The 26,943-nt window shown below is 36.8% G+C and carries 20 protein-coding genes and 1 tRNA gene; 14 read left to right on the plus strand and 7 right to left on the minus strand.

The window, feature by feature from the left end; all coding sequences use genetic code 11:
- Positions 1–477: 477 nt before the first annotated feature.
- Complete coding sequence (locus PGH12_RS00565; protein ID WP_267597908.1) at positions 478–1,971, minus strand: phage tail-like protein; 1,494 nt, start codon at positions 1,969–1,971, stop codon at positions 478–480.
- Positions 1,972–2,567: 596 nt separating this feature from the next.
- Positions 2,568–2,861 carry a helix-turn-helix domain-containing protein gene (locus PGH12_RS00570; protein WP_267597907.1) on the minus strand — a complete coding sequence of 98 codons (294 nt, stop codon included), beginning with the start codon at positions 2,859–2,861 and terminating at the stop codon, positions 2,568–2,570.
- Positions 2,862–3,040: 179 nt separating this feature from the next.
- Between PGH12_RS00570 and ccoN the strand changes: the two genes are divergently transcribed.
- From ccoN to PGH12_RS00585, 3 genes are all read left to right on the plus strand, one after another.
- Positions 3,041–5,320: a cytochrome-c oxidase, cbb3-type subunit I gene (gene ccoN / locus PGH12_RS00575; protein WP_267597906.1), complete on the plus strand. Its 2,280-nt coding sequence runs from the start codon at positions 3,041–3,043 to the stop codon at positions 5,318–5,320.
- A 22-nt stretch (positions 5,321–5,342) separates the two neighbouring features.
- The gene (locus tag PGH12_RS00580; protein ID WP_267597905.1) at positions 5,343–6,236 is read left to right on the plus strand and encodes a cbb3-type cytochrome c oxidase N-terminal domain-containing protein; all 894 of its coding nucleotides are present in this window, start codon (positions 5,343–5,345) and stop codon (positions 6,234–6,236) included.
- A gap of 121 nt (positions 6,237–6,357) precedes the next feature.
- Positions 6,358–8,160 (plus strand): hypothetical protein, encoded by a 1,803-nt coding sequence (locus PGH12_RS00585; RefSeq protein WP_267597904.1) that lies wholly within the window; start codon positions 6,358–6,360, stop codon positions 8,158–8,160.
- A gap of 113 nt (positions 8,161–8,273) precedes the next feature.
- On the opposite strand, the gene PGH12_RS00590 is transcribed toward PGH12_RS00585, so the two are convergent.
- Entirely contained in the window at positions 8,274–9,389 is a 1,116-nt protein-coding gene (locus PGH12_RS00590; RefSeq protein WP_267597903.1) for an alkene reductase, read from the minus strand.
- A gap of 140 nt (positions 9,390–9,529) precedes the next feature.
- Here PGH12_RS00590 and PGH12_RS00595 point away from each other — a divergent pair, with 140 nt between their 5' ends.
- Positions 9,530–9,952, plus strand: a complete 423-nt coding sequence (locus tag PGH12_RS00595) for a winged helix-turn-helix transcriptional regulator (protein ID WP_267597902.1) — start codon at positions 9,530–9,532, stop codon at positions 9,950–9,952.
- 31 nt (positions 9,953–9,983) lie between these two features.
- On the opposite strand, the gene PGH12_RS00600 is transcribed toward PGH12_RS00595, so the two are convergent.
- The 3 genes from PGH12_RS00600 to PGH12_RS00610 all read right to left on the minus strand — a co-directional run bounded on the left by PGH12_RS00600 (position 9,984) and on the right by PGH12_RS00610 (position 13,262).
- The gene (locus PGH12_RS00600) at positions 9,984–10,814 is read right to left on the minus strand and encodes a phosphatase PAP2 family protein (protein WP_267597901.1); all 831 of its coding nucleotides are present in this window, start codon (positions 10,812–10,814) and stop codon (positions 9,984–9,986) included.
- Positions 10,815–11,152: 338 nt separating this feature from the next.
- On the minus strand, positions 11,153–12,625 hold the full coding sequence (locus tag PGH12_RS00605) for a phage tail-like protein (protein ID WP_267597900.1): 1,473 nt from the start codon (positions 12,623–12,625) through the stop codon (positions 11,153–11,155).
- Positions 12,626–12,857: 232 nt separating this feature from the next.
- Entirely contained in the window at positions 12,858–13,262 is a 405-nt protein-coding gene (locus PGH12_RS00610; protein ID WP_267597899.1) for a cupin domain-containing protein, read from the minus strand.
- 585 nt (positions 13,263–13,847) lie between these two features.
- On the opposite strand from PGH12_RS00610, the gene PGH12_RS00615 reads away from it, so the two are divergent.
- The 5 genes from PGH12_RS00615 to PGH12_RS00635 all read left to right on the plus strand — a co-directional run bounded on the left by PGH12_RS00615 (position 13,848) and on the right by PGH12_RS00635 (position 19,241).
- Entirely contained in the window at positions 13,848–15,992 is a 2,145-nt protein-coding gene (locus PGH12_RS00615) for a catalase (protein ID WP_267597898.1), read from the plus strand.
- Between the two features lie 66 nt (positions 15,993–16,058).
- On the plus strand, positions 16,059–17,228 hold the full coding sequence (locus PGH12_RS00620) for a PQQ-dependent sugar dehydrogenase (protein ID WP_267597897.1): 1,170 nt from the start codon (positions 16,059–16,061) through the stop codon (positions 17,226–17,228).
- Between the two features lie 5 nt (positions 17,229–17,233).
- Positions 17,234–18,199, plus strand: coding sequence for a gluconolaconase (locus tag PGH12_RS00625; protein WP_267597896.1), 966 nt, complete (start codon positions 17,234–17,236; stop codon positions 18,197–18,199).
- 44 nt (positions 18,200–18,243) lie between these two features.
- Positions 18,244–18,858 (plus strand): DUF4142 domain-containing protein, encoded by a 615-nt coding sequence (locus tag PGH12_RS00630; protein WP_267597895.1) that lies wholly within the window; start codon positions 18,244–18,246, stop codon positions 18,856–18,858.
- Positions 18,859–19,073: 215 nt separating this feature from the next.
- A complete protein-coding gene (locus tag PGH12_RS00635; protein ID WP_267597894.1) occupies positions 19,074–19,241 on the plus strand; it encodes a hypothetical protein in 168 nt (55 codons plus the stop codon).
- A gap of 14 nt (positions 19,242–19,255) precedes the next feature.
- On the opposite strand, the gene ccoG is transcribed toward PGH12_RS00635, so the two are convergent.
- A complete protein-coding gene (ccoG, locus tag PGH12_RS00640; RefSeq protein WP_267597893.1) occupies positions 19,256–20,719 on the minus strand; it encodes a cytochrome c oxidase accessory protein CcoG in 1,464 nt (487 codons plus the stop codon).
- Between the two features lie 466 nt (positions 20,720–21,185).
- Here ccoG and PGH12_RS00645 point away from each other — a divergent pair, with 466 nt between their 5' ends.
- The 5 genes from PGH12_RS00645 (at position 21,186) to PGH12_RS00665 (ending at position 26,862) form a co-directional block, all read left to right on the plus strand.
- The gene (locus PGH12_RS00645; protein ID WP_267597892.1) at positions 21,186–21,452 is read left to right on the plus strand and encodes a hypothetical protein; all 267 of its coding nucleotides are present in this window, start codon (positions 21,186–21,188) and stop codon (positions 21,450–21,452) included.
- Between the two features lie 198 nt (positions 21,453–21,650).
- Positions 21,651–24,209 carry a cyanophycin synthetase gene (gene cphA, locus PGH12_RS00650; protein WP_267597891.1) on the plus strand — a complete coding sequence of 853 codons (2,559 nt, stop codon included), beginning with the start codon at positions 21,651–21,653 and terminating at the stop codon, positions 24,207–24,209.
- 145 nt (positions 24,210–24,354) lie between these two features.
- A complete protein-coding gene (locus PGH12_RS00655) occupies positions 24,355–25,188 on the plus strand; it encodes a cyanophycinase (RefSeq protein ID WP_267597890.1) in 834 nt (277 codons plus the stop codon).
- Positions 25,189–25,300: 112 nt separating this feature from the next.
- Positions 25,301–25,388 (plus strand) — tRNA-Ser (locus PGH12_RS00660).
- A 250-nt stretch (positions 25,389–25,638) separates the two neighbouring features.
- A complete protein-coding gene (locus PGH12_RS00665; RefSeq protein ID WP_267597889.1) occupies positions 25,639–26,862 on the plus strand; it encodes a site-specific integrase in 1,224 nt (407 codons plus the stop codon).
- The last annotated feature ends 81 nt before the right edge of the window (positions 26,863–26,943 follow it).

A 26,943-nucleotide genomic window follows, 5' to 3' on the forward strand; every position in this document is an offset into this window, starting at 1 on the left:
GTAAAACTCTTGTAGTTGCCGTCAAATCGTGGTATCTGAATTAAAGAAAATTTATAAACCGTATCGCGACGGAAATATACTTCTTTAATTTAAAAAGTACAAATATGATATTTAGAATATAATTTTTTTGCTATTATCGCTTTTATCAGATTCAATTTCCAGATGTAGCATGAACCTGATGAATAGTATTTAAATATATCAATAAACACGAGAGTTAATCTTAAATCATTTTGAAACTAAAAATCTTGATATTTATAAATTACATTTTGCTGTTAAACTATTCTTTTCGATTTAAATTATGACATTTAGTATTTAAATTCTTTTTATAAATTGGGAAAGTCCGCTAATGGTTTTCATGAAAGATTTTTATCAAACATAATAATTATAAAAGGTTTAGAAAAATTATCAATAGAAAAGCCACTCGAAAGAATGGCCTTGTGATCAATATTATTATGATTAATTGTTGAGCATTTTATATTATTTAACCGTAATCGACATATTCGGGACAACAATATCTCCTGTAGATCCGGAGTAACGTTGCGCAAATATTTCTACATAATCATTATTTGTGAGTTCTGTAGTACCGTTGATTGGGATGACGACAATATCGTTAATCGCCGATCCTCTGCCGTATACCTTAGACGTACCCAACACAGTTCCGTTTTTAGCAATATATATAATGTAAGTACCTGCTGCAGGAACCTGAAAAGATACCGAACCCGTGATCTGAAATATCCTTCTGTTTTTTCCCAAGTATTTTAACCGGTTAGGAACTCCGTCGGTTGAAAATCTAAATAAGTTAGTGGAAGTAGAGATTGATGTGGTGGTACCGATTTTTACAATATTACTTGGGTTACTGTTGTTGAAGCTAACTCCAATGCCATTTCCCACAGCATAATCCACAGTGAAATCTCCTACAGCCACGTTGTCGGATTCTGTAGGGATGCCAGAAGATCTTACGATCCAGTTGTTGTTAAAATTATAGCCGGGAAATGTTCCCGAAGTATATGGTTTAATGTAACCTGCGGTATTTGTGCCTGTAAAAACTACCGATTCCAGAATTCCGCTTCCTACTGCTAAACCGGCTGTCGAAACATCAAATCCGGTTGCTGACGCACTTTCTACATGAGTAAATCCTCCTTGTTTTTCAATAAGGCTGAAAGTACCGGAAAATTTTTCATAAGTACCCGAATTATTAGCAAACCAACCTAGGTTGCTGAGCAGCAACTGAGAGATATTGTTGTAAGTAATTCCGGCCGTGTTTCCGGTAAATTGTACAATGCTTAAGAATACAAGTCCAAAACCGGAAATAGTTCCTACTGAATTGGAACCAGCGACCACACAGTCTCTAAAGATAAGATTTTGCGCTGCGGTGCCACTAAGGTTGAAAACATTTCCTCCTGAAGCAGTCAGTGTAACATTTTTGATGCTTCCACCCGTTGCGCCGTCGAAAATATTTCCTGTCGGCCTTCTAATGATGTCATTATTGGTGTCAATTCCTTGAATATAAGAATTATTGATGTCAATCGGAAAGTCAAACTGCACAGAACCATTAATTTCATACAAGGTGTCTGCATTCATGACATATTTCGATCCTCCGCCTGCTGCTAATTCGGCAGCTAAAACTGTAGCCAAAACGTCAGTTGACTTAATACGTTTAAAATTTGATCGTGCTGTAAGACCGCTGTTTACTGCAGACCATGCTGAGGTTGAAGTTGAGTAATAATGGAAAAGTTTCAATGTGGTATCGTAAACGAGAAGTCCGTCAGCGGGAGCCGTTATAGCATTTCTCTGCGCTGTCGTCATTCTGGGAGCCAACATTCCTTTTGTTGTAGAGCTGAGATCCAATATAGAACTGGCATCCGGAGTTGCGGTACCAATTCCTACCTGAGATTTTACTGAAGTAAAGCAAATAACGAATATCAGCAGTAAAATAGTCTGGAAAGTCCGGAATTTTAGAGTTTTGGTCATAATAGATGTAATTTAATTATTAAATATCACGGCAATTTTAGTCCGATATGGTCTTGACTATTCTTTAAAATCTAATTATTGAATATCTACTATCGGTGTAAAGAAATTTACTTTTCCTACTTATGTGATATTTTCAAAGTTACTACAATTTTTTAATTATAACTATTTATAGTAATGAAATAATTATTTATAAATTTTTATTATTGAATTATTAATAATTATGATTACTAAATTTTGATAATTTAGCAAATTCAATGTTACTAATGAAAGATGAAAAGATGGTTTATTTACTTAGAATTTCAAGCGTGGTAAAGCTTATGTTTTAAACTGTATAAGAAGAATTATGGAAATTCTTCTCGGTCATAGCTGGTAATTCCCTGCAATCTTGAAGGTACGTTTGTAACATTTTCTTAAAAATACATTAATGATTAAAATAGAAATAGATCATTTTTTGTGCTGATTACATGAACATGTATTTATAAATTGCGGAAGAATCGCTAAAATCTTTTTGTGATTATGCGGTTTTTTACAATAAGTAAATTGATAGTAAAGCGATAATTTAGATAGAAAAGGTAATTATATTTCGGATCATGTGATTACAAATGTCCTTCAGGCAACGGAAGATTATTTTTTTTGATAAAGTCTAGTAACTCATGATATTTTTTGGCGAGATCGCCTTCTGCGCATTGGTCTGAAATACTGCAGACTTCAGAAGGTTTTATCTTTAGAATAGAAGATACTTTAGTCAGAATTTCGAGATTGATTTTTACTTTAGAATTTTCGATATCCGAATATGCTTTTTGTGAAATTCCCATTTCGAAAGCCATATATTCCTGAGTAAGATCTCTTTCTCTTCTTATTTTTCTGATGCTTTGTCCACAAACTTTCATCGGCTTTTCTTTAGTAGTTTTTGGTATATTTTAGAAGCTTTGCTAATAGTTCCAGACAAAGTTACACATTACCTTTGACAAATCATTGAAGGGTTCAGATGACATTTTTCTCAGCCTCTTTAACGAATTTATTTTTTAATATTTCTGGGAAACAGACATTCTTACAACAAACTGGAATTATGAACACGCAACAATTTCACTATGACAATAATATTGTCAGGGCATTTATCTATGCCACGCTCGCATTCGGAATTATTGGTTTTATTTTAGGACTTACAGCAGCCTTAATGCTGTTTTATCCTGAATTACCCGAATTTTTATTCGGAACCGACGACACAACGATACAGAGTCTACGAAGCGGAAATATTCAGGGACTGATCAATTCGCAGGGAGCCTTCGGATTTGGTAGAATCAGAATGCTTCATACGAGCGCGGTTATTTTTGCATTTGTCTGTAATTCATTCTTTTGCGGAGCTTATTACAGTATGCAAAGATTACTGAAGACCAGAATGTACAGCGATACATTATCGTGGGTTCATTTCTGGACCTGGCAAATCATGATCATTGCCGTTGTTATCACTTTTCTTATGGGAATCAATACCTCAAAAGAATACTCTGAACACGAATGGCCGATTGATATTCTGATTACTTTTTCGTGGGTAATCTTCGGAATTAATATGTTTGGAACTATTGTCAAAAGAAGAGTGCGACATCTTTATGTTGCGATTTGGTTCTACATCGCAACTTGGATCGCGGTAGCGATGCTTCATATTTTTAATAATCTGGAAGTTCCATTATCATTTACAGGCTGGAAATCTTACTCAGCATACGCAGGCGTAAAAGATGCTATGGTTCAATGGTGGTACGGTCACAACGCAGTCGCCTTCGTTCTTACAACACCTGTTTTGGGATTAATGTATTACTTCATGCCCAAAGCTGCGGATCGACCTGTATTTTCGTATAAATTATCTATCATCCACTTTTGGTCTCTCATCTTCGTTTATCTTTGGGCAGGACCTCATCACCTTCAATATACCGCTTTACCTGCTTGGGCTCAGGCAGTTGGAACAGGATTTTCTATCATGCTGATTGCGCCCTCATGGGGCGGAATGCTCAATGGACTTTTGACTTTAAGAGGAGCATGGGATAAGGTAAGAGAGAACCCTATCCTCAAATTTTTTGTTGTTGCCGTTACCTGCTACGGAATGGCTACTTTCGAAGGACCTTTATTAGCAACGAAATCTTTAAATAAAATTGGTCACTATACCGATTGGGTCATTGGTCATGTACATTTAGGAGCTTTAGGATGGAACGGTTTTATGGCATTCGGGGTGGTATATTATCTGGTTCCGGTGATGTGGAAAACAGAAATTTGGTCAAAGAAACTGGCGAACTGGCATTTCTGGCTGGGGACATTAGGAATTATTTTCTATGCGGTTCCGATGTACATTGCAGGATTTACACAGGGATTGATGTGGAAACAATTTAATCCGGACGGTACTTTACTCTGGAAAAACTGGCTCGATACCGTGACGGCAATCATTCCTTATTTTAAATTAAGATTTTTAGGAGGTCTTTTCTATCTGGCTGGAGCTATACTAATGGTTATCAACGTTGTGAAAACAATAAAAGCAGGTTCGTTCCAAAAAAACGTTGCCGCAGAAGCGCCCGCATTGGCAAACATAGGTACCGCAAGGAAACAGGGCGAAGGCGTACATCTTTGGTTAGAAAGAACACCGCATCTGTTATCAATTTTAGCTTTTTTAGCGATAGCAATTGGTGGATTGGTAGAAATAGTTCCTACTTTGACGGTGAAGAGTAATTTACCTCAAATCTCAGCAGTAAAACCCTACACGCCTCTTGAATTGGAGGGAAGAGACCTGTATATCCGCGAAGGTTGTAATTCCTGTCATTCACAAATGATACGGCCTTTCAGAGACGAGGTTATGCGATTCGACGGTAAAAACGGACAGTATTCTAAAGCGGGAGAGTTTGTCTACGACAGACCTTTTCTCTGGGGATCGAAAAGAACAGGACCGGATTTGCAGAGAGAAGGCGGCAGAAATCCGGATTCCTGGCACTTCAAACACATGTACAATCCAAGAATTACTTCAGCAGGATCAATTATGCCCCGTTTTCCGTGGCTGATTACCAATCAACTGAACCGTGATCAGATGGTTGATAAAATTAAAATGATGAAAAATACTTTCGATATGCCTTATACAAAAGCACAGATCGATTCTGCAGATCGGTGGGCAGATAATCAGTCGAGTGCGATTGTGAGAAGAATCTATGCAGAAGCTGCCGACGTAAAAGAGCAGATGGAAAAAGAAAAAAGCGTAAAAAGAGATGCCTTTATTCCCCTCGAAAAAAGAGAAATCATTGCTATCATCGCTTATCTGCAAAGATTGGGTACAGACATCAGAACAAGTGATATTAAAACTGCGAGCACGCAATAATCGATCGTAAAATTTAATTAAAATGAAAAAAAGAGCACCAGTTTCAATACACATTTTTGTAACATTCGGTTTGTTAATCATGGCTTTCGAAATGTTTGCAGGTGATTCAGATTATTTGTCATCACCGCTTTTCTGGACATTGATTCTCATAGTAACCATTCTTTTGTTGATTATGAATTCAATTGAAGATTTGGTAGAAAATGAAAATTTTAAAAAACTCTCAGAAGAGGAGAAGCAGCTGTTTTTAAAAGATAAATCAACGGTATATTTTGAGAAGCTCTGGAATTCGGCCTTCAAAAAACAATCTCAGTCCGAAGAAAAAGATATTTTGATTGATCATGGTTTTGACGGCATTACCGAACTTGATAACGCTTTGCCCAGATGGTGGATCGGTCTATTTTATTTTGGAATTATTTTCTGCGCCGTTTATATGACCGCATTTGCTTTTACTGATTACGCTCACCCCGATGCTGAATTAAATGAAGAAACAAAGATACAGCTCGCCTCAATCAACGAATATGAGAAAAATACACCGGCTATTGATCTTCAAACTGCAAAGTACAATGCAGATTATATTACGGAAGGTGAGCAACTATTTAAAGCCAACTGCGTGAGTTGTCATTCCGAAGGTGGAAAAGGTGGTATTGGTCCCAATCTGACAGATAAATACTGGATCAATATTAAAGAAAAAACAGTATTCAGAAATGTTTTCTGGATGCTTGAAAACGGCTCGCCCAATAATCCTGCCATGAGACCATTCATCAAAGAAGGAACCATTACAGGGAAAAATGCGGAAAAAATAGCTGCATATATTCATCATATTAATCAGGAAAAAGCTCCGATTTCGGAGGCTTTGGGCGGCGCCGCTCCTCAGGGTGAACCCGCAAAGTGGGAGCAGATTAGTTCTGCAGAATGACAAATCAACTTTAAAAAAAATTGCCCTTATCGATTATAACTTTTTTCTATTCACTTTTTATCTCCATGAGTTAAGTGATAAGGGCATTTTAAATTCAAATAAAATTTATTAAAGACGACTAATGAATACTAAATCAGTACACACTTTTCATATTCCGGTAATGGGATTAGCTTATACTATAGATACGCCCATTCGCCTTGCCCACTACGGAATTTCTTCTGTAATTTCTATTGTAGACGACGAGATCATTGAGAAAATGAGAATTTTTTACAGTGAAAAATTTAAGTTAAAATGGAAACCTATTTCTACGAAAAATTCGGATTACCGCGCTGAAAGAATAACTGCATATCTTAATCTGGTGGATGATATTGTGAATGAGAAATTTACTGCATTTAAAAAAGATCTTGTCAGGAACAACGAAGTTTTGCAAAAGTTTATCGGGATGCTTCCGGATTTTACACCTGTAAAAACAAGATTACTGCAATTTATTTCTCAAAATAGTACGGATACACAAACATTAAACGAATATGTGAATACCAATCTCTCACCCGGAAGTATTGATGTAAATATTATGACTAAAATTGATAAAGAAAATTTTAGAAATGGCGAACAATTAAAAATTGATTATAACGACGCACATGCTTCTTTGCGCGGTTTTGCAAAAAGTAAATTATCTTCGTCAGTGGTGCTTTCTGCAGGTTTTAATCCTAAATTATTAAGCTACATAGAACAATTTGAAGATTTTTACCAAGATCGTAATAATGAATGTAAGAAAAAGATTATTATCAAAGTCAGCGATTTCAGATCTGCAATGGTTCAGGGAAATTTTTTAGCAAAAAAAGGTTTGTGGGTTAGTGAATACAGAATTGAATCAGGATTAAATTGCGGCGGACATGCATTTGCCACAGACGGTTTTTTACTGGGGCCAATTCTTGAAGAATTTAAACAGAGAAAAAGCGAGTTGATTGCATCGGCTTTTGCGTTGATGGTTAATGCATTACAGCATAAAAACAAATCTATTCCCGTAGAACCTCCACTGATGAAAATTACCGTACAGGGTGGAATTGGCACTGCGGAAGAACATCGTTTCCTCTTAGAAAACTATGATGTAGACAGTGTCGGCTGGGGTTCACCATTTTTACTCGTTCCTGAAGCAACTTCCGTAGACTCCGAGACCAGAAAATTATTGGCACAGTCACAGGAAAATGATTTTTACCTCAGTAATATCTCTCCGTTAGGTGTTCCTTTTAACACCATCAGGAATTCTTCCAACGAAACTATTATGAGATCAAAAATCCTTAAAAAGAAATACGGCAGCTCGTGTCCTAAAAAATTTCTGGCTTTAAACAAAGAATATTCTCAGCTAGGTCTTTGTACGGCTTCTAAAAAGTATCAGGATCTGAAACTTGAGGAGCTGCTCACGACGGAAAATCATGTAAATCCGGAAGAAAGCGCAAAAGATCAAGAGAAAATTACTGAGAAATCTTGTCTGTGTGTAGGTCTTGTAAATTCGGCTTATATAGAACAGGGGATCGAAATAAAGGGTGAAAAACAGGGGGTTATAATTTGTCCGGGACCCAATTTAGCTTATTTCGACAAAGAAATACCTATGTCAAAAATGATACATCATATTTACGGCCACACTAATATTCTTTCTGATTTTTACCGACCTCATTTTCTCATTAAAGAACTGAATTTATATGTAGATTACTTTTTAAAAAGCGTTGCTGGTTTATCGGGTTTAAATTTGCCGGAACAAAAAAAATGGAACCGCTTCAGGCAAAATATCCTAGACGGAATTGCGTATTATGAAGATTTGTTTAAACATTCTCCATTTTTTAAGCTTCAGTCAAAAATTATTTCTGGCGAACTTCAAAAATATAAACTAATAGTAGAGGAAAACTGCAGTACAAAAATCAATTAGTACAGCTTTATCATTACCAATTTAAAGATTTCATAGAATCCTGTTTTAAATTTTATTTAAAAGATAGATCATTTCATTAGAAAGATCTATCTTTTTACAAACGGTAATGTTTCTTAATCTGGATAGGTCGCTTTAGGATACGTGGTGTATCCGTTTTCTCCTCCGGAATAAAAGGTTTCCCGATCGCTTAATGATAAAGGCAAATTATATCTGAACCGTTCAGCAAGATCAGGATTGGCAATAAACGGCTCTCCAAAAGAAACAAGAACTGCGTCGCCTTCTTCAAGAATTGCATTGGCGCTGTCTTTTGAAAAACCTAAATTAGCTAAGATTCTTCCGCTGTAATTCTTCCGGAAATGAGAGAAATAATTTTCTTGTAATTCTCTAACCGGAGTATCTGATAAGTCTTCTGATGGCCCCACAACGTGCACAAAAGCTAAATTGTACAGGCTAAGTTTGTTTAAAATATATTTAAATAAAGCGATCGTTTCAACATCAGGCTTTACAATTCCCACACTGCTAAGCATCACTGGACTGAATTTTATCGCAACTCGTTCAGAATCCCAAACTTCCGTGACGGCATCCAGAATTTCAAAGATAATACGGGAGCGGTTTTCAATACTACCGCCATATTCATCAGTACGTATATTGCTAGCGATACTCAGAAATTGTGGAATAAGCATTCCGGCAATTGCGTGAATCTCAACGCCATCAAAACCAGCATCTTTTGCATTTTGAGCAGCTGTTTTATAGTCCTGAATAGTTTTTTTTATTTCGTCAACAGTAAGTTCGCGTGGCGTAACGGTACTTTTGAAACCCTCCGGAGTAAAAGATTGCGATTGTATATTGATGGCCGACGGTGCGACAGGAATTTCTCCGTTTTGCAGATCCGGGTGTGCTCCGGCGCCAATATGTCCCAATTGAGAAAAGATCAATCCACCGTTAGCATGCACAGCTTTTGTTACTGTTTTCCAACCTTCAACTTGCTCCCGAGTATAAATTCCGGGAACATTTATAAAACCTATAGATTGAGGATTTACCCAGGTTCCTTCCGATAATATCAATCCTGCGGTAGCTCGCTGGGCATAATATTCTGCCATTATTGCCGTGGGAACCAAACCGGAATTTGTAGCTCGCGCGCGGGTGAGTGATGCCATCACAATTCGGTTTTTTAATGTTAAATCTCCTAACTGATATTCTTCTAAGAGCAGCTGTACTATATTGTTCATTGTTATTTATTTAAAATTGATTTTGCAAAGTTCATTCAATAACAACAAAATAACAATATGGGTAAAATTAAGACCATGGGGATAAATTTCTCCCTATGATTCTCAAAAAATATAATGTATTTTTGTTTAAATATCAAGTTATGTACGAAAGAAAAATCCCTCTTACTATTGATTGTGGTCTGCATCTTACGAGAGAAATCCTCAACGGAAAATGGAAACCTGCGTTACTCAATGCGATCTCTATGAACGTAAAGCGGCCAAGCGAAATGCTGAGAGTTCTACCAGAGGCCACGCGCAGGGTGATCAATGTACAATTAAAAGAACTCGAAGAGCACGGAATAATTGAGAAAAAGGTTTACCATCAGTTGCCTCCCAAAGTAGAGTACTCGCTTACTGAATTAGGATGGTCATTGATGCCGATTATTGATGCAATGAATATTTGGGGTGATAAAAACAGGAATTTTCTTGAAAAAGTAATTGCTCAGGATCCCAAAACCAAAGAGGTTTCAAAATCTCCTTGTGAACTCATTCAGCCAAAAAAAATCAACGAACATTCAAAATAGATTATATCTTTTTCAGCGTCAATGTTCACGATTAGTTTTTTCTTAGCTGACGAATATTTTGTTTAATTCTTAAAGCAAAAATAGAAGGTATTTTTTGGTTCTTCTGATATAGAAAACCAATGATGAATGTAAGTAATGCGGGTATAAAAAGTAGTAAACCCTGTCTGCCAATAAATTGATTCAAAAATAATGCGGCTGAAATGAAGATCCATCCAGACAGAAAATAATAATTTGCTACCCTGTGATTTTGATGTTCTAAATTATTTTTTCGGTAAGGAATAGCGATAAAGCTAATGTGCGCAAGTATTGATCCGTTTAAAATATCAATAAAGTGATGTTGATATGTAGTTAAAGTTGAAATTCCCAAAAGTATAAGCCAAACCAATAAGAAAATACGCCACTTGGGAAGGTCTTTGAAAACCGTCCAAAATACAAAAGCAAAAGCGATATGCAGTGACGGCGATTGATTGAATGGAGAATCAAAAACTTTCAGAAAAAGGAAGGGTAGATTTAGAATATTATCCGACACTTCAGGTTTTGTAAATGAAAATCGCAGCGGAATGGTAATGAAAAATAGTCCTGCTAAAAAAATCACAAAAAGCATTCGCCATGTTAATATTTTAAGTTGATATTTATCTTTGCAAGCAAAAAAAACTAAGCAGAAGAAAACTCCGCTTGCCATGTAAGGAATGATCGACAGTGGCAAAAAAGGGATTGCTTCTTCAAAATCAAAAGTAAATGATGGCACTTCACTTAAAGAAGAGGCATACCACGTTGAAAAATTGTAAACAGCCATGAATACAATCGTACAAAGTGATAAAGCAAATGCCTGCTGCCGGATTTTCAATTTCTTCTCAGTCATTTATTTTTTATTTAACATAATAATTAACACTGCAAACAAAAGACCTGTTGTTGAATTCACAGTATTTAGAATTAAAAATCTCTGTTATTTGTTGTGTAGTAAGCTTTGAAAATGATTTCTATGCAAGTTTAAAGCCATTTTATAAAAAACAAAAAAGGATTGTAGCACCAAAGATTTTAATAAATATCTAAATATATCCAGATGATCTGAATGAAGTTCATCTTCAGTTTATGTGATAATTTAATTATTTACTTTAATTTTAATAAAATAAGCAGCCATAAAATCTTTTTATCGATACTGGCTGCTTTATTTTAAATGTCGTTCAGAAAAAAGACTAATTATCTGGCCGTAAGATTAAGTGACACAGTCTGCATATCACCACTTCCGGAAAAACGTTCTGCCCATATTTCAATATAATCGTCTTTCTTTAATTGTATGGTTCCTACGACCGGCAAAGCGATGATTCCCGACTGTACAAGAAAACCGGTTGTTCCTTTTCCGTACACTTTTGTCTGTGTGATCACAGATCCGTTTCTGGCAATATAAAGAATGATTGTCAAATCGTTGGCTCCCTGATATGAAAGAGAGGCTGCAACCTGAAAATATCTGGTTTTGTTTCCTCTGTAGGTAATTCTATTGTTTAAATTGTCGGTCGAGAATCTAAAAAGGTTGTTGGAACTCGTTGTTCCGCTCACTTTTGTCCGGCTTGCGGTACCTGTTCCGCTAAATGTGGTTGCGATACCTGCGGCAACTTCAGCGTTAAGGTTAATGTCGCCGGTTGCCTCACTGTCACTTTCTCTCGGAATACCGGGAGAATCTATGGTCCAAACATTATTAAAGTTGTAACCAGGATACGTTCCTGTTGTATAGCCTTTGATATATCCGGAAGGCGCCGTTGTAACGCCTGAAAAAACAGTCCCCTCGATAACACCAGTGCCGACGTTTAGAGTATTGCTGCTTACATCCACCGCTATGTCTGAGCTATTCACCGTACTGAAGCCACTGGCTTTCTGAACAGAACCGATATTGCCGGAAAAAGTTTCAAATGTACCGTTGTTAGAATCTAACCATGCCTGGGTATTCAGAAGTAAATTTCCTATGTTTGAATAAGTGATTCCGTTTGCATTGTTGATAAAATTAATCACATTTCCAAAGTACAGACCAAGTCCGGAAATACTTCCTACACCTATCGTTGTATTTTGTATGATGGTGTTTTGTATTAATAAGCTGGAATTAGTTGCAATTCCGGGTCCGGTAATCTCAAAAGCTTTTCCACCTGTTAGCGTGATGTTTCTGATGCTTCCTCCGGTATTGCCTTTAAATAAAACTCCACCCGGAAAAGAAAGAATATCCTCATTTGCATCCAGACCAGATAAATAGGCATTATTTAAATTAATAGAATACGCAAGTGTTATGTTTCCGTTGATTTCATAGTAGGTGTTGGAAGTCAGAAGGTAAGAATTTCCGCCACCTGCATTGAGTTCTGCCGAAAGATCAGCTGCTGATTTAATCAGCTTATAATTGTTACGGTTCAGACCAGTATCATTAGCAAGTTTTACCCAGGAAGTGCTGGCTGTATTGTAAAAGAAAAATGCTTTTTCTGTCGTATCAAACACTAAAAGACTTTCTGCAGGGCTAGCAATCCCAAGTCTCTCTGCGGATGTCATTCTTGGGGCTAAAAAACCTTTCGGCGAATTACCAGATTGTATATCTAATGATGAAGACGGATGAGGCTGACTGGTGTTAATTCCCACCTGTGCTGTCGTTGATATTGAAAGAATAACGCATAAGAAAATAATAATTTTGTTCATACTATACATATTAAATTACAACCAAAATCCAAGTACTGTTGGGTTGGATTTGGAAGTGCAAAATTAATATGTCTTGCTTGTTTTTTATATGACCTGAATCATGTAAGTATTTATAAATCAATATTTTGATTACAAGTTGAAAAAGGCTGCTGTAACCTATTTTCAGCAATTTTTATGATTTTATTAGCATTTTGCGGAATTTTATTCAGAATTGAATATGACTAATTCACCTTTAATCAATACTGATTTTATTTATTTGTGTAAGTAATAAAAAACTATCTTTTACTGCTTTTACGCTGTGAAAAATATCTTTTTGTACGGCAATCATTTGGTTTGTTTTGACAGTACATTCCTTTTGTTCGCTTATAAATTCTATACTTCCTTCGACGACCGTTATGGTAAGTAAGCCATCTGCTTTATGTGGTTTTAATTCTGCCTGAGCCCGCAATCCGATAAGTACGATCGTCATAATTTCAGATTTAAAAATGGTAACAGAATTGCGGTCACTATCCTGCCATGCAGATTCGCTTTTAATCTGTTCTTTAAATTCATTGAGATTCATTTCTACAACCGGCGCATTCAATATCCGATCGCCTTCCGTACGTAATGGCGTTGCGTCATTTGATTTAATTTCCATAATAATATCTTTTTAACTATAAAATGCTGTGCGATGTTCCTAACACTTATTCAAACATAATAAAGGCGGAATTATTTTCTTATGATTCCGATCATTACAATATTATTGATGTTTCTAAAAATATAAAAATCGCTAATTCTATACTATTAAACGCTATTTCATTTCTTTTTTAGATCATTTTATTAAGACTTAGAAAACAGCTTTGGTGGAATCATTTTTAAAAAAATACTAAAATTTTTAGTGATTATTTAGCGATGATGACCATAATCATAACATTGAATTTTTATTGTTATTATTTTTGAAATACACCAAATAAACGAATATAATGCGCGACAATCATCCCGGAGGCAAGAAAGCTGTCCTTTCATTTCATTATAAGAAATCAGATCGATTCCTCTTATTTCATCATTATTTCTCCATTTCAATCTCTGAGTTTAAAATTTAAATTCAAAAAAGCTTAGGTCATAAACAGTTTTTTTTAATGATACATTTTGAAAAGAGGATTCCAAATTAGGCACAGTTTCAATAAACACTCAGGAAACAATCGCCTCACAATATAAGAAATCAACCAAATTATAAATAAATATGAAAAACGAAAAATCAGGATCAACATCGAAGAATGATCAACTTCAGGAACATACCACTGATAACAGAAATGAAAAGCTCACAACCAACCAGGGACTTTTGATTAACAATAATCAGGACTCGCTTAAAGATGGCGAGCGTGGAGCTACTTTGCTGGAAGATTTTATTTTCAGGGAGAAAATGACTCATTTTGACCACGAGAGAATTCCAGAAAGAGTGGTACATGCAAGAGGTTCCGGTGCTCACGGTATTTTTAAACTCAATAAGAGCCTGGAAAAATATACCAAAGCAAAATTTCTAAACGATGTAGATACAGAAACTCCTGTTTTTGTGAGATTTTCTACGGTGGCAGGAAGCCGCGGAAGTACCGATCTTGCAAGAGATGTGCGTGGTTTTGCCGTGAAGTTCTATACTCAGGAAGGTATTTATGACTTGGTAGCCAACAATATACCTGTCTTTTTTATTCAGGATGGTATCAAATTTCCTGATCTCGTACATGCGCTAAAACCAGAGCCTGACCACGAAATTCCTCAGGCATCTTCTGCCCATAATACTTTTTGGGACTTTATTTCTTTGATGCCGGAAAGTACGCATATGATTATGTGGCTGATGAGTGATCGTGCGATCCCACGTAGTTACAGGATGATGGAAGGTTTTGGGGTTCATTCTTTTAAATTCATTAATGAGGAAGGAAAAGTGCATTTTGTTAAGTTTCATTTTAAACCAAAACTTGGAGTGCATTCTGTTGCCTGGCCAGAGGCACAGAAAATTTCAGGAAATGATCCGGATTTTCATCGGAGAGATTTATATGAGGCAATCGAAAATATGGCTTTTCCGGAATGGGATTTCGGAGTGCAGGTGGTTCCGGAAGAAGATGAACATAAATTTGACTTTGACCTGCTGGATCCTACCAAGATTATTCCGGAAGAGCTTGTTCCCGTAGAAATCGTTGGTACGCTTACTTTAAATAGAAATCCGGATAATTTTTTTGCCGAAACCGAGCAGATTGCTTTTCATCCCGGACATATCGTTCCCGGAATCGACTTCAGCAATGATCCGCTTCTGCAAGGCAGACTGTTTTCGTATACAGATACGCAGCTAATTCGTCTTGGTTCCCCAAATTTTCATGAAATTCCGATCAACAGATCTTTAAATACTGTTCATAACAACCAGCGAGACGGCCATATGAGACAGCAGATTGTGAAGGGAAAAGTAAGTTATGAGCCGAACTCTATTGGTGGTGGATGTCCTTATCAGGCGATGATAAAAGAAGGTGGTTTCTCTAGCCATCAGGAAAGAGTTTCCGGTCAGAAAGTGAGAGCAAGAAGTGAAAGTTTTGTAGAGCATTATTCTCAGGCTAAACTTTTTTATAACAGCCAGGCGCCCCATGAAAAACTACATATTCAGAACGCCTTTATTTTTGAACTGTCGAAAGTTACCATTCCTGCAATCAGGGAGAGAATGGTGGGTCAGCTTGCATTTGTTGATATGCTTCTCGCAAAAGCTGTTGCAGATAAAATAGGTGTTGAGGTGAAACCTTTATCTCAACCCAATCACAGCATACCTGCAGATGCAGATCCTGCTGCATTGCAGAGTGAAGAGAGAGAAGGGAAAATATTAATTTCTGAAGCTTTGAGTATGGCAAACACCATTAAGAATACTATCGACAGCAGAGTTATCGGTTTCATGATGACTCACGGTGTGAATGCTGCAGCAACTGATTTGCTTAAAGAAAGACTGATCAGCAACGGCGCAGTTGTTCAGATCATTTCAGAAAGTACAGCACCTGTTCTAGCTTCCGATGGACAGACGTATATTCCTGATCATTCGCTTTCCAGTACATCCAGCGTGTGTTTTGATGCATTATTTGTCTGCCCAGGAGACGAATCTGTCTTAGGATTACTAAAACCTGAAAACCTCAATATGACTGTTGATTTTATAAATGAAGCGTACAGACATTGCAAGAGTATTTATTTCGGGCAGGGAAGTGAGCCCATTATGTCGATTTCTGATGTTGGAAGAAAGAAGCATCCTGATCCGGGCATCATTGTCTCAGATGATTTAGATGCTGACGAGTTGTTTGTCAATGCAATAGCAAAACACAGAGTTTGGGAATTTGAAAAAGAAAGAAATGGAATACGATAAATAACAGCGGATAATATAACTGAATTTAGAAATGCAGTATGGATATCAATCAATAATAATATAAGTATGAATAAAAATTTTAAAATAGTTCCTTTGTTAATAACGCTTGTATTTTCCGGTATTTCTGCACAAAGGGGAATACCTCCGGGAGATATTACCAAAGTTAAACATGTAACAAACTATCCTGAACATCTGGATTTTTTGCCAGAAATGGTTAATCTTCTTAAAGTTCCCGCAGGATGGGAAGTTGAAATTGCGGCTTCAGGATTGGGAAAACCACGAATGCTATATCATACAGCAAACGGAATGTATGTCACCAGAAGAGATACAGGAGATGTGCTGCTTTTGCAAGATAAAAACAGAGATGGGAAGTTTGAAGATGCGAAAACGGTAGTTGCAGAATTTAAAGGAGTTCACGGCATCACTACGAAAGACGGCTGGCTCTACCTCTGTAACAACAACGAACTTCGCCGATATAAAGTGAATACTGATGGAACTCTTACGGATAAGCAAATGCTTTTTAATGACATGCCGAGCGCAGGGCAACACCCAAACAGAACCATGGATTTTGGCCCAGACGGAAAACTGTATATTTCTATAGGAACCATGTGTAATGACTGCAAAGAGTCTGACCGCGAAGCAGCTACGATCGTTCAGGTAGATCCATCTACGTGGTCGCGAACTATTTTCGCTTCCGGTCTCAGAAATAATATTGGTTTTGACTGGCATCCGCAAACAGGCGAAATGTGGGGGGTGGATAATGGTGGTGATGCAAAAGGTGACGACTGGCCGCCTGAAGAACTAAACACCATCAAGCAGGGTAAAAATTATGGTTATCCTTTCGCCTACGGTAAAAGGGAGGTAGACAGAAGTCGTGAAGATCCTGCGGGAAACAGCAAAGACAAATGGGTAGAAAATACCGAACCTTCTGTGATGGAATTTCAGGCACATATGGCTCCTATAGCTTTTCAGTTTTTTCCGGAAAACTCTATGTTTAGCGGAGATGGAATCATCTGCTGGCACGGATCATGGAACAGAACCAAGCCGGTAGGATTTAAAGTGCAGCGAATAAAGTTTGTGAACGGAAAACCTGTAGGCGCAGAAGATTTTTTGACCGGTTTTCTTAAAGGAAAAACCAGATTCGGAAGACCGGCGGGCGTGGCAATTACACCCGCAGGAACGGTATTTATTTCTGATGATGCCAATGGTGTTATTTACAGTGTTAAACAAAAATAAAATGTATGAAAAAATTAATCTTATGTTTTTTAATGGCAGGTTGTGCGTCTGCGATACCAGATCAGCCGACTGCGAGAATAGAGTTTCTCGCGCCCGAAACGTACCCGGAAGGTATTGCTTATGACAGTATTTCAAACAATTATTTTGTTTCTTCAGCACGACTCGGGAGCGTGGGGAAGGTAAATCCTGCCGGAATTTACACATCAGTTTTGAGCGATCCGTCATTGAAATCAACGTACGGAGTAAAAGTACATCCTGACGGAAAACGATTATTTGTCTGCGTAGGCGATGCCAATTATAGCAAATATACCTCGCCTGAGACACGGAAAAAAATGGCAAGATTGATCGGTATCAGTTTGACAACAAATAAGATCACAGATGATATTGACCTCTCAAAATTAGTTGAAGGCAAGCATTTTGCGAACGATCTTACATTCGACATTGAGCAGAATGCTTATGTAACAGACAGTTTTTCGAATGTTATTTATAAAGTTTCTCCTAAAGGTGTTGCATCAGTTTTTGCGGACAGCCCACTATTTAAAACCGAAGGAATAGGACTGAACGGTATTGTTTATCATCCCTCAGGATATCTTTTGACGGTGAGCAGCGGGACCGGTGCGATTTATAAAATTGATCTTAAAAATCCCAAAAATGTAACGAAGGTAGCAACTGAACAATTCTTCATCAACGGAGACGGACTTCTTTTATCGGGAAATCAAAAACTTGTGGTGGTACAGAATGGCGGAAGTGATAAAATTTATGAGCTTACGTCAGAGGACAATTGGTCTTCTGCAAAATTATCTGCATCCACTTTAGTAGCAGATCGTTTTACTTATCCTGCAACTGCCACGATGGCTAAAGATAAGATCTGGATCATGAATGCAAAATTTTCAGAACTTACAGACAGTACTTCAGTTCCTTCTGCGAAATTTGCCATCCAACATGCACGGTTGATGCCGCTGCCGAAATAGAACTCAAATTTAATTTAAGAAAATATCAAACCTAAAATTTTATTATGAAAAAAACAATTGTAATGCTTTTAGCAATCACCTGCGCAGTCGCCTGTAGCAAAAATAAAGCGAACGAACCCACCAATCATCCGGCAGATCATACCGAAATGTCGTCATCTTCAAACCCAGCAGCATCCACTGCTGATTCTGTAGAACCATCCCAAACATCGCCGGGAGATTCTTTACTTAGTGATCAGGATAAAAGATTTGCTGATGCTGCCGCAAAGGGCGGAATGATGGAAGTAATGACTGGTGAACTTGCCATAAAAAAAGGGAACAGCCAGACCGTGAAATCGCTAGGACAAATGATGGTAAAAGATCATACGAAAGCTAATAATGAATTAAAACAGTGGGCTTCAGCCCATTCATATACGCTGCCAGCAAGTCTGGATGCTTCTCAACAGAAAAAATACGACGAGCTACAAGCTGCAAAAGGTGCAGAATTTGATCGCTTGTACACCAACCAAATGGTAATTGATCATCAGAAGACAATTGCAGATTTCAGACAAGAGGTTGCTCAAGGTTCTGAAAAATCGCTTAAAGAATTCGCTGGAAAAAAAATTCCGGCATTAGAACATCATCTGATGGAATCTGAAAAAGCAAAAGAAGCAGTGAAGTAGAAATTTGCTTAGTAACTTGATTGAAATTATTTTTCAGCAAAAACACTATGAAAGTTTTAGATGTCAACTTTGGTAAGCCTGCTCAAAAGGCAGGTTTACTATTTATCTGAAACTAAGGTTGCAATTTTTAAAGATGCTTGTTGTGTATGTTATCTGTATGGTCAAATAATACGATTCTTCGACATGCAGCATTTAGTAAAATAAATATTTTAATTATGAAACCGAATAAAAAAAATAAGAACAGACCACCCGTTTTGATCATCGTTTTATTTGCGCTGATACCACTTACTGTACTGATTTACTTTATCTTGCATATGATGTTTCCTTCATTGTTCCAAAGTCTTCCCACTGGAGAAATACAGCCTGTACGTCCGGATAACTAGCCTCAAGATCATTTTTAGTTGAGGTTTAACAGTTTAAATGGTCCTTCAAAGTACGTTTCAACTGAACTGAGAAGAATACCGCGGTCATCAAAAATACCAATCCGGATATTCTGCTTTGAAAGGGTGATGTTTTTTCTTGGAAAACGAATATTGATCGTCCCTTTTGTAATATCATCCTTATTGAGGATGATATTTTTGCTTCCGCTGGATGTTACTTCACCATAGGAAGGATCTAAAACTTTTAAGGTTATTTTTTTCGCATCGCTTTTATTAATGATGGTATAATGGTAAGAATTGATTATTTTATCATCTCTGAAAAAGAACGAGGTGCCGTCAGGCTTTACGAGCCTTGCTTCGACACTATTATCATTACTTACTATAAATAATAGTAGAAACTGGAGAGCAATGAGAAGAGTTACAGATGTTTTTTTTGTTTTGATGAACGGAATATGCTGTTGAGTTTCAATTTCTTTTTCTGATGAATATCGTATAAGACCTTTTGGTAAACCGGCTTTATCCATCACCTCATCACATGCATCTATACACGCTGTACAGTGTATACATTCAAGTTGTTGGCCATTTCGAATGTCGATTCCCATTGGGCAAACCGTAACACATTGTTTGCAATCGATACAATTTCCTTTTCCGGCAGCTTTGCGGTCTTCACTTTTATTCCACGGCGATCGGTTTTCTCCTATTTTATAGTCATAGAATACGTTCATCGTGTCACGGTTGATCACAATTCCCTGAAGAATTCCGTACGGACAGACTAAGGTACACACCTTTTCTCTTAAAAAAGAAAAAACATAATAAATAACTCCTGCTAACAGAAAAATTGTTGCAAAATATGTAGGGTGGTCAAATGGCGCGTCATTAATAATTGTAAAAACTTTTCTGAAATCTAAAAAATACAATGATGTAAAGATAGAAAGGGTAAGCGAAACCATAAAAAAAACCGTCCATTTCAGACCTTTTTTCGAAATTTTTTCTAAATCCCAATTTTGCTGATTGAGCTTAATTTGCTGTAACCTGTCTCCTTCGATACTATATTCAATTTTTCGAAATACATTCTCCATCATAATGGTCTGAGGACACATCCACCCACAAAAAACTCTACCAAATGCAATTGTGAAAATAATAATACTCATTAAAAAAATGATCGCAGCTAGAGTAAGAATAAAAAAATCCTGTGGATAAAAATGTTTCCCTGCGATAAATAATTGCCGATCTTCAACATCAAATAATAACACCGGATTTCCATTTATTGCTAAAAACGGAATAGCAAAAAATAAGATTAGAAAAAAATATGCGACGAGACTTCTGTATTTCGTAAAACTTCCTCTCGGTTTTCTGGGAAAAAGCCGATTTTGGCTGTTTGGTTTGCTGGTATTTTTCGCATCTTCCTCATTCACCTGTTGTTTGCAGATGTGTTTTATTCGTAATCTGTTATGATCTGACTTTGCATCTGGATTTTGCATACCGGTTATTTTTAGAATTAAAAATTTCTCTTTTAGAATGATTATATTACTCCTAATCATTTAAAATAATGATCTTCAATGTTTTTTTAAAGGAGACTACTAAGTTGGATATATGAGGTTCAGTCTTTATTCCAAAGCTAAAAAATTGGAACATCGGAGAAAATGACTATAGTCACAGCTGACAATTTTTTTTTATTTGAATTTTAATTGAAACTTAATCTCTAAGCATTTTCAAAGAGCTTAACGAATGGAAAATTGTTGCTTTTCAAAATCATTGGTTGACTTGAAATTTAAGTAGATTTTTTAAATGAGGATTTCTTAAAAATAATCAGATACATTTTAAAATTACTTATTCTTATGAAAATTTTGTTATGAATCTTATTGAAATTTTGATCATTATGCTCTAAGTCATATTGTACTTCAAGTGATAGCAATAACTTTGAAGATACCATAAACAATTATTTATATGAAACTTAATATCATAACTGTCATCGTACTTTTTTGTATTCTTTCAGGCTGTAAGAAAAATGGATCTGCTGATCAGTCAAATAACACAGATTCTGTAACTGTGAACGACAATCAAGATGTGCCTACCAGTAATTCTTCATCAATGTCAACAGACAGCATCCATACGGAATCACAGAATGCGGCCATACAGAAGGCACCAGCACAGCAATCGTCACAAAATAATCAGGGAGATTCTACGGCAACAGGTAAAATAGATCAGGATTAAACTGAATATTTTCTGTTCAGGATAAGCTGTACGGTCAACTCATCATTTTACTTCAACGACTAATTGTCATTAGATCAATTTCTTCTGACGCAAAATTCTTACGGCAATGATAACAACGGATCCTTTTTTTAATAAGAGGGAGCTTACATGTGTTCAAGCCATTGAAAATTTAATCTTATTTTAACAACCTTCATTGATATGATTACAAGTGAAATCAGAATCATGCGAGGGCCAAATATGTGGTCACGCAATCAACATCGTCTTATTGTCATTAAGTACGATTCTGCTGCAATATCAAAGATAGATTCTGAGAAGCAAAGGTTCATCAGCGATTATTTTTGGTCAGAGTATCAAATTACGTCTTTGTATAGTGATTTTTTATATTGTCTGGCAGATTATAGCTTAAAATTAGCCTCCATTTTACAGGGATCGTCTCTTGATTATCATATCATTTCGCCTGCGCCCGATATTTTATACGGAATCTTACATTATGAAACTGAAGAGGTCGCCTCAGAAGCAATTAAAATTGCTACAGAAATCATACAGTCACTCATTAATAATGAAAATCCGGTAAATTTTAGCGAAGCTCAGCAACTCGTAAAAATTGTTAGCCGTAAGTACAGTGAAGGTCCTACAACTGCAATGATTATTCAGGCAGCAAGAGATCGAAAAATCCCAATAAGTAAAGGACCTGCAGGATTTACTGTTTTAGGATACGGCAAAAAGCAGAAAAAAATAAGCGCAGCAATTACTCAACAGACATCTTGTATTGCGGTAGAAATTGCCTGTGATAAAGATGATACCAAAAAATTCTTGAAAAGCGCCAATCTGCCGATTGCAGATGGAAAATTAGCAAGCGATGAAAGTGAACTTTTAAATATTGCAGAACAGGTAGGATATCCTTTAGTTACAAAGCCTTACAACGGAAATCAGGGAAAAAGGGTGACTTGCGGTATAAAAAATATGGAAGACCTCATCTCGGGATTTCGGTATGCATCAGAAATTTCGAAGCCTGTCATTGTAGAGAAACAAATTATAGGATCAGATTATAGAATTCTTGTGGTTGGTCATCGATTTATTGCAGCTTCACTAAGACAGCCTGCTTCAGTTTTCGGTGATGGAATATCCACAATTTCTGAACTTGTAGAAACCGAAAATTTTAATCCTTTACGAGGTGAAGGTCACGAAAATGTCCTCACGAAAATTAGTCTTGATGCTTGCACGCAGGCCCATCTTGAAAAGCAGGGATTGCAATTGAATTCGGTTCCTGCAAAAGGACAGCAGATATTTTTGAGATCTACAGCAAATTTAAGTACCGGTGGAACAGCTGAAGACGTTACGGACATTGTGCATCCTTCCAATATTTTAATTGCTGAAAGAGTTTCCAGAGTGATTGGGCTCGACGTTTGCGGAATTGATATCATCAGTCAGGATATTACCAAGCCTCTTTCAGAAAATGGAGGAGCAATCATTGAAGTTAATGCAGCTCCAGGATTACGAATGCATAAATTTCCCACCAAAGGAAAACCCCGTGAAGTTGGCGAGCCTATAGTAGAACTCATGTTTCCAAAAGGAGATAACGGTAGAATTCCAATTGTAGCAATCACCGGAACAAATGGTAAAACTACAACTACCAGACTCATGGCACATGTGGCTAGTCATTCAGGTTACAGGGTCGGTTTCAGCTCGACGGATGGTATTTATGTAGGTAATGAGATGATCAATTCTGGAGACTGTTCCGGTCCGCAAAGTGCGCTCACTATATTGCATGACAATGCCGTGGATTTCGCCGTGCTCGAGTGCGCGAGGGGTGGAATTATTAGATCAGGACTGGGATTCGATCAGTGTGATATTGCTATCGTTACAAATGTTGCTGCGGATCATTTGGGATTAAAAGATATTTTTACGGTTCAAGATCTTGCTAAAGTAAAAGCTGTAGTTCCCTGTGCAGTAAAGTCAGAAGGCTGGGCAATTTTAAATGCTGCAAATGAACACGCCTACAAAATGAAAGATTTTGTGAAATGCAATGTTGCCCTTTTTTGTTCTGATGAAAAAAATACTTACCTGCAGGAACATATGAGCAAAGGAGGAACTGCTGTTTTTGCTGACATCGAAGGCAATATTTTCATCTGCAATGATCTCTGTAAAACTTATGTTTTTAATCTTACTGAAGCACCTGTTACCCGTAATGGCAAAGCGAAATTTATGGTCGAAAATTTACTTCCTGTTGTCTTAGCAGCTTACTTTTCAGGAATTCAGATAGAGGAGATCAAGCGTGCCTTGACGGGCTTTAATCCTACCGCAGAGCAAACGCCTGGGAGAATCAATGAGTTTGAAATCAATGGAATCAATCTCATTGTAGACTATGCCCATAATCCTCACGGTCTCAAAGCGCTGGCAGAATACCTCAAGCATTATTCAGGAAAAAAAACAGGTATTATTGCTGTTCCGGGAGATCGCAGGGATAGTGATATCATTGAGTTTGGCGAGATTGCAGCAACAATGTATGACGAAATTATTATAAGACTTGATCGTGATACAAGAGGACGAAGTGAAGAATCAATTGTGAAATTTTTAAAAGAAGGGATTCAAAATGTAAAGCCAGGTTTCGACTGTAAGGTGATTGCAGACAGCACATCTGCAATACATTATGCGATTGATCGCGGACAAAAGGGTAGTACTGTTGTTATTTGTGCAGAAAATGCTCTGGAAACTTTAGAAATTACAAAAAATATTGCTCAGCTTTATCAGGTTTAAATTTGAACTTATAAAAAGAACTTTAATAAAAATTTCAAATTAAAATTGTTTTCATTAACAAAAAATATGATGTTATGATTAGTCTCATATAGTTTTGCGCTTTTCCTCTTTAATTTTAAGGTAACATATTTAAAAAAAAATTTTTATGAGTCCAAAGGGGAAATTATTGATTATTGGTGGTAATGAAGATCGAGCTGATAATGAAGTTGAAATGAAGGAGAGCAACCAAGCTTTTTTAAACGATGAAATTCTTAAATTACTCGTCAATTCTAAAGATGACAGAATAGAAGTGATTACCATTGCAAGTTCAGAACCGGCGAGCATGCGTGATACCTATCAGAAAACTTTTGACGATATTGGGTATACAAATTTTGGCTTTCTCCATGACACGGAAGAAACGCCCATTGCTGACTATCTGAAGCGGATAGCAGACTCAAAAACAGTGTTTTTTACGGGTGGCGACCAGTCAAAAATTTGTCAGCATTTTGAAAATTCAGATATTCAACGCGCTCTACAAGAAAAATATCAGAATGATGGAGACTTTATCATTGCAGGAACAAGTGCCGGAGCCATGAGCATTCCTCAAATCGTAATATGTGAGGCAGAGAACGGCGAGGCAATTTTAGCAAATGATATTAAACTGGAATCTGGGTTGGGTTTGATTACCAACCTCATTGCAGATACCCATTTTGTAAGCCGTGGCAGATTCGGAAGGCTCACACACGCTGTTCTTCTTCATCAGGATCTGTATGGCGTTGGGCTCGGGGAAGATACAGCTCTATTAATAAAAGATGGAAATAAAGCAATCTGTAAAGGATCAGGTATGGTAATCATGATCAGCGCAAAAAACGTTGAAAATACAAACATAAGTGCAGCAAAAGATGGATGTCCTGTTTACGCTGAAAATCTTACAGTTCATATATTAACTGAAAATTGCACCGTAGATCTGGAGACTGGAAATATAGAAAAGACTGATTAATTTTAATTGATTTTTATTTAAAAGGTAAGAAACGTTAAATATTATTTTGAAGATTAAAAAAAACATTATATATTTGCACCACTGAAAAACAACGATACGATCGGAGTTTTTTGGAGAGATGGCAGAGTGGTCGATTGCGATAGTCTTGAAAACTATTGACTGTAACAGGTCCGGGGGTTCGAATCCCTCTCTCTCCGCCAGTTGGGAAACCAAAATAAGCTAAAACGCTGTAAACATCAATGTTTACAGCGTTTTTTGTTTTAGCGATAGTATCAAAAAAAATCAAAATAGGTCACGATTTTTATGACCTATTCCGTGACCCATCCTGAAAATTTGAAAATAGGTCACGAAAAACTCAGGGAAACCCGACCAATAGGCAGTCTAACGATTGTACATCTTGCAGAAAGTGGTAACAAAAAGTAAATTATTAACAATTAAAGTTACCACACTATGAACAAAACATTCAACCTGTTATTCTTTATAAAAAAGAATAAAATCCGAACAAATGGAACTGCTCCCATTTACTTACGAATCACGATAGATGGCAAGGCAGCGGACATTGCCGCTAAAAGGTACATCGACCCACAGAAATGGGATGTTAAAGCACATAAAGCAGTTGGCAACTCTCAGGAGGCGAAAACGCTTAATGTCTATCTTAAAACTTTGGAACAACAAGTTTACGATTCTCATTACCTGATGCTGAAAGAAGAAGACTTTGTAACATCAGAGAGTTTAAAATCTAAACTACTTGGAACCGATGTTTCCACAAGAATGCTCATTCCTATTTTTCAGGATCACAATGATAAAGTAGAAGCACTGGTTGGTCAGGATTTTGCGCCCGGAACATTGGAGCGTTATAAAACATCGTTAAAGCATACGCAGGAATTCCTGATCTGGAAATATAAAACTTCTGATATTGACATTACAAAGATCGACCACGCTTTTATTATGGATTATGACTTCTGGCTTCGTAGCGTACGTAAATGCGCTAATAATACCGCGGTAAAGTATATCAAGAATTTCAAAAAGATCATTCGGTTATGTATAGCAAATGGGTGGCTCACCAAAGATCCCTTTTTGGGCTACAAAGCAAAACTAAAGGTAGTGGAACGTCCATATCTTACCAAAGAGGAAATTCAGACGATCTATGAAAAGGAGTTTGCCTCAGACAGACTAAACCAAGTACGTGATATTTTTCTTTTTAGTTGCTATACAGGTTTAGCGTATATTGATGTAAAGAAATTGTCCAAATCTCACGTCAATATTGGAATAGATGGCGACCAATGGATATTCACACATCGTCAGAAAACGGATACCTCAACTAGAGTTCCGTTACTGCCTTTAGCCCAAGAACTGATCTTGAAGTATGAAGACCATCCGGAATGTGTAAATTCAAATGTCTTGTTTCCCGTACTCAGTAATCAAAAAATGAATTCATATCTCAAAGAAATTGTGAACGTCTGTGGAATCAATAAAGAATTGACATTTCATATTGCAAGGCATACATTCGCCACAACGATTACACTCTCCAATGGCGTACCTATTGAAAGCGTAAGTAAAATGCTCGGTCATACGAATATCAAAACCACTCAGCATTATGCGAAAATTTTGGACAAAAAGGTGAGTGATGATATGTCGAATTTGAGAAGTAAACTACAGAATATAAATAACTAGAATATTATTGAATTTTTTTATAACATAATAAATATAAGAATCAGGATATAAGAGATTGCTATAAAATCTAATTCTCGCATC

Origin of the sequence: Chryseobacterium sp. CY350 (assembly GCF_027945075.1) — a bacterium.
Classification (GTDB): Bacteria; Bacteroidota; Bacteroidia; order Flavobacteriales; family Weeksellaceae; genus Chryseobacterium.

Bases quoted from the DNA above. Each gene is read 5' to 3' on its own strand.
- PGH12_RS00565 (WP_267597908.1), bottom strand. From the start codon at position 1,971: ATGACCAAAACTCTAAAATTCCGGACTTTCCAGACTATTTTACTGCTG.
- PGH12_RS00570 (WP_267597907.1), bottom strand. From the start codon at position 2,861: ATGAAAGTTTGTGGACAAAGCATCAGAAAAATAAGAAGAGAAAGAGAT.
- ccoN (WP_267597906.1), top strand. From the start codon at position 3,041: ATGAACACGCAACAATTTCACTATGACAATAATATTGTCAGGGCATTT.
- PGH12_RS00580 (WP_267597905.1), top strand. From the start codon at position 5,343: ATGAAAAAAAGAGCACCAGTTTCAATACACATTTTTGTAACATTCGGT.
- PGH12_RS00585 (WP_267597904.1), top strand. From the start codon at position 6,358: ATGAATACTAAATCAGTACACACTTTTCATATTCCGGTAATGGGATTA.
- PGH12_RS00590 (WP_267597903.1), bottom strand. From the start codon at position 9,389: ATGAACAATATAGTACAGCTGCTCTTAGAAGAATATCAGTTAGGAGAT.
- PGH12_RS00595 (WP_267597902.1), top strand. From the start codon at position 9,530: ATGTACGAAAGAAAAATCCCTCTTACTATTGATTGTGGTCTGCATCTT.
- PGH12_RS00600 (WP_267597901.1), bottom strand. From the start codon at position 10,814: ATGACTGAGAAGAAATTGAAAATCCGGCAGCAGGCATTTGCTTTATCA.
- PGH12_RS00605 (WP_267597900.1), bottom strand. From the start codon at position 12,625: ATGAACAAAATTATTATTTTCTTATGCGTTATTCTTTCAATATCAACG.
- PGH12_RS00610 (WP_267597899.1), bottom strand. From the start codon at position 13,262: ATGGAAATTAAATCAAATGACGCAACGCCATTACGTACGGAAGGCGAT.
- PGH12_RS00615 (WP_267597898.1), top strand. From the start codon at position 13,848: ATGAAAAACGAAAAATCAGGATCAACATCGAAGAATGATCAACTTCAG.
- PGH12_RS00620 (WP_267597897.1), top strand. From the start codon at position 16,059: ATGAATAAAAATTTTAAAATAGTTCCTTTGTTAATAACGCTTGTATTT.
- PGH12_RS00625 (WP_267597896.1), top strand. From the start codon at position 17,234: ATGAAAAAATTAATCTTATGTTTTTTAATGGCAGGTTGTGCGTCTGCG.
- PGH12_RS00630 (WP_267597895.1), top strand. From the start codon at position 18,244: ATGAAAAAAACAATTGTAATGCTTTTAGCAATCACCTGCGCAGTCGCC.
- PGH12_RS00635 (WP_267597894.1), top strand. From the start codon at position 19,074: ATGAAACCGAATAAAAAAAATAAGAACAGACCACCCGTTTTGATCATC.
- ccoG (WP_267597893.1), bottom strand. From the start codon at position 20,719: ATGCAAAATCCAGATGCAAAGTCAGATCATAACAGATTACGAATAAAA.
- PGH12_RS00645 (WP_267597892.1), top strand. From the start codon at position 21,186: ATGAAACTTAATATCATAACTGTCATCGTACTTTTTTGTATTCTTTCA.
- cphA (WP_267597891.1), top strand. From the start codon at position 21,651: ATGATTACAAGTGAAATCAGAATCATGCGAGGGCCAAATATGTGGTCA.
- PGH12_RS00655 (WP_267597890.1), top strand. From the start codon at position 24,355: ATGAGTCCAAAGGGGAAATTATTGATTATTGGTGGTAATGAAGATCGA.
- PGH12_RS00665 (WP_267597889.1), top strand. From the start codon at position 25,639: ATGAACAAAACATTCAACCTGTTATTCTTTATAAAAAAGAATAAAATC.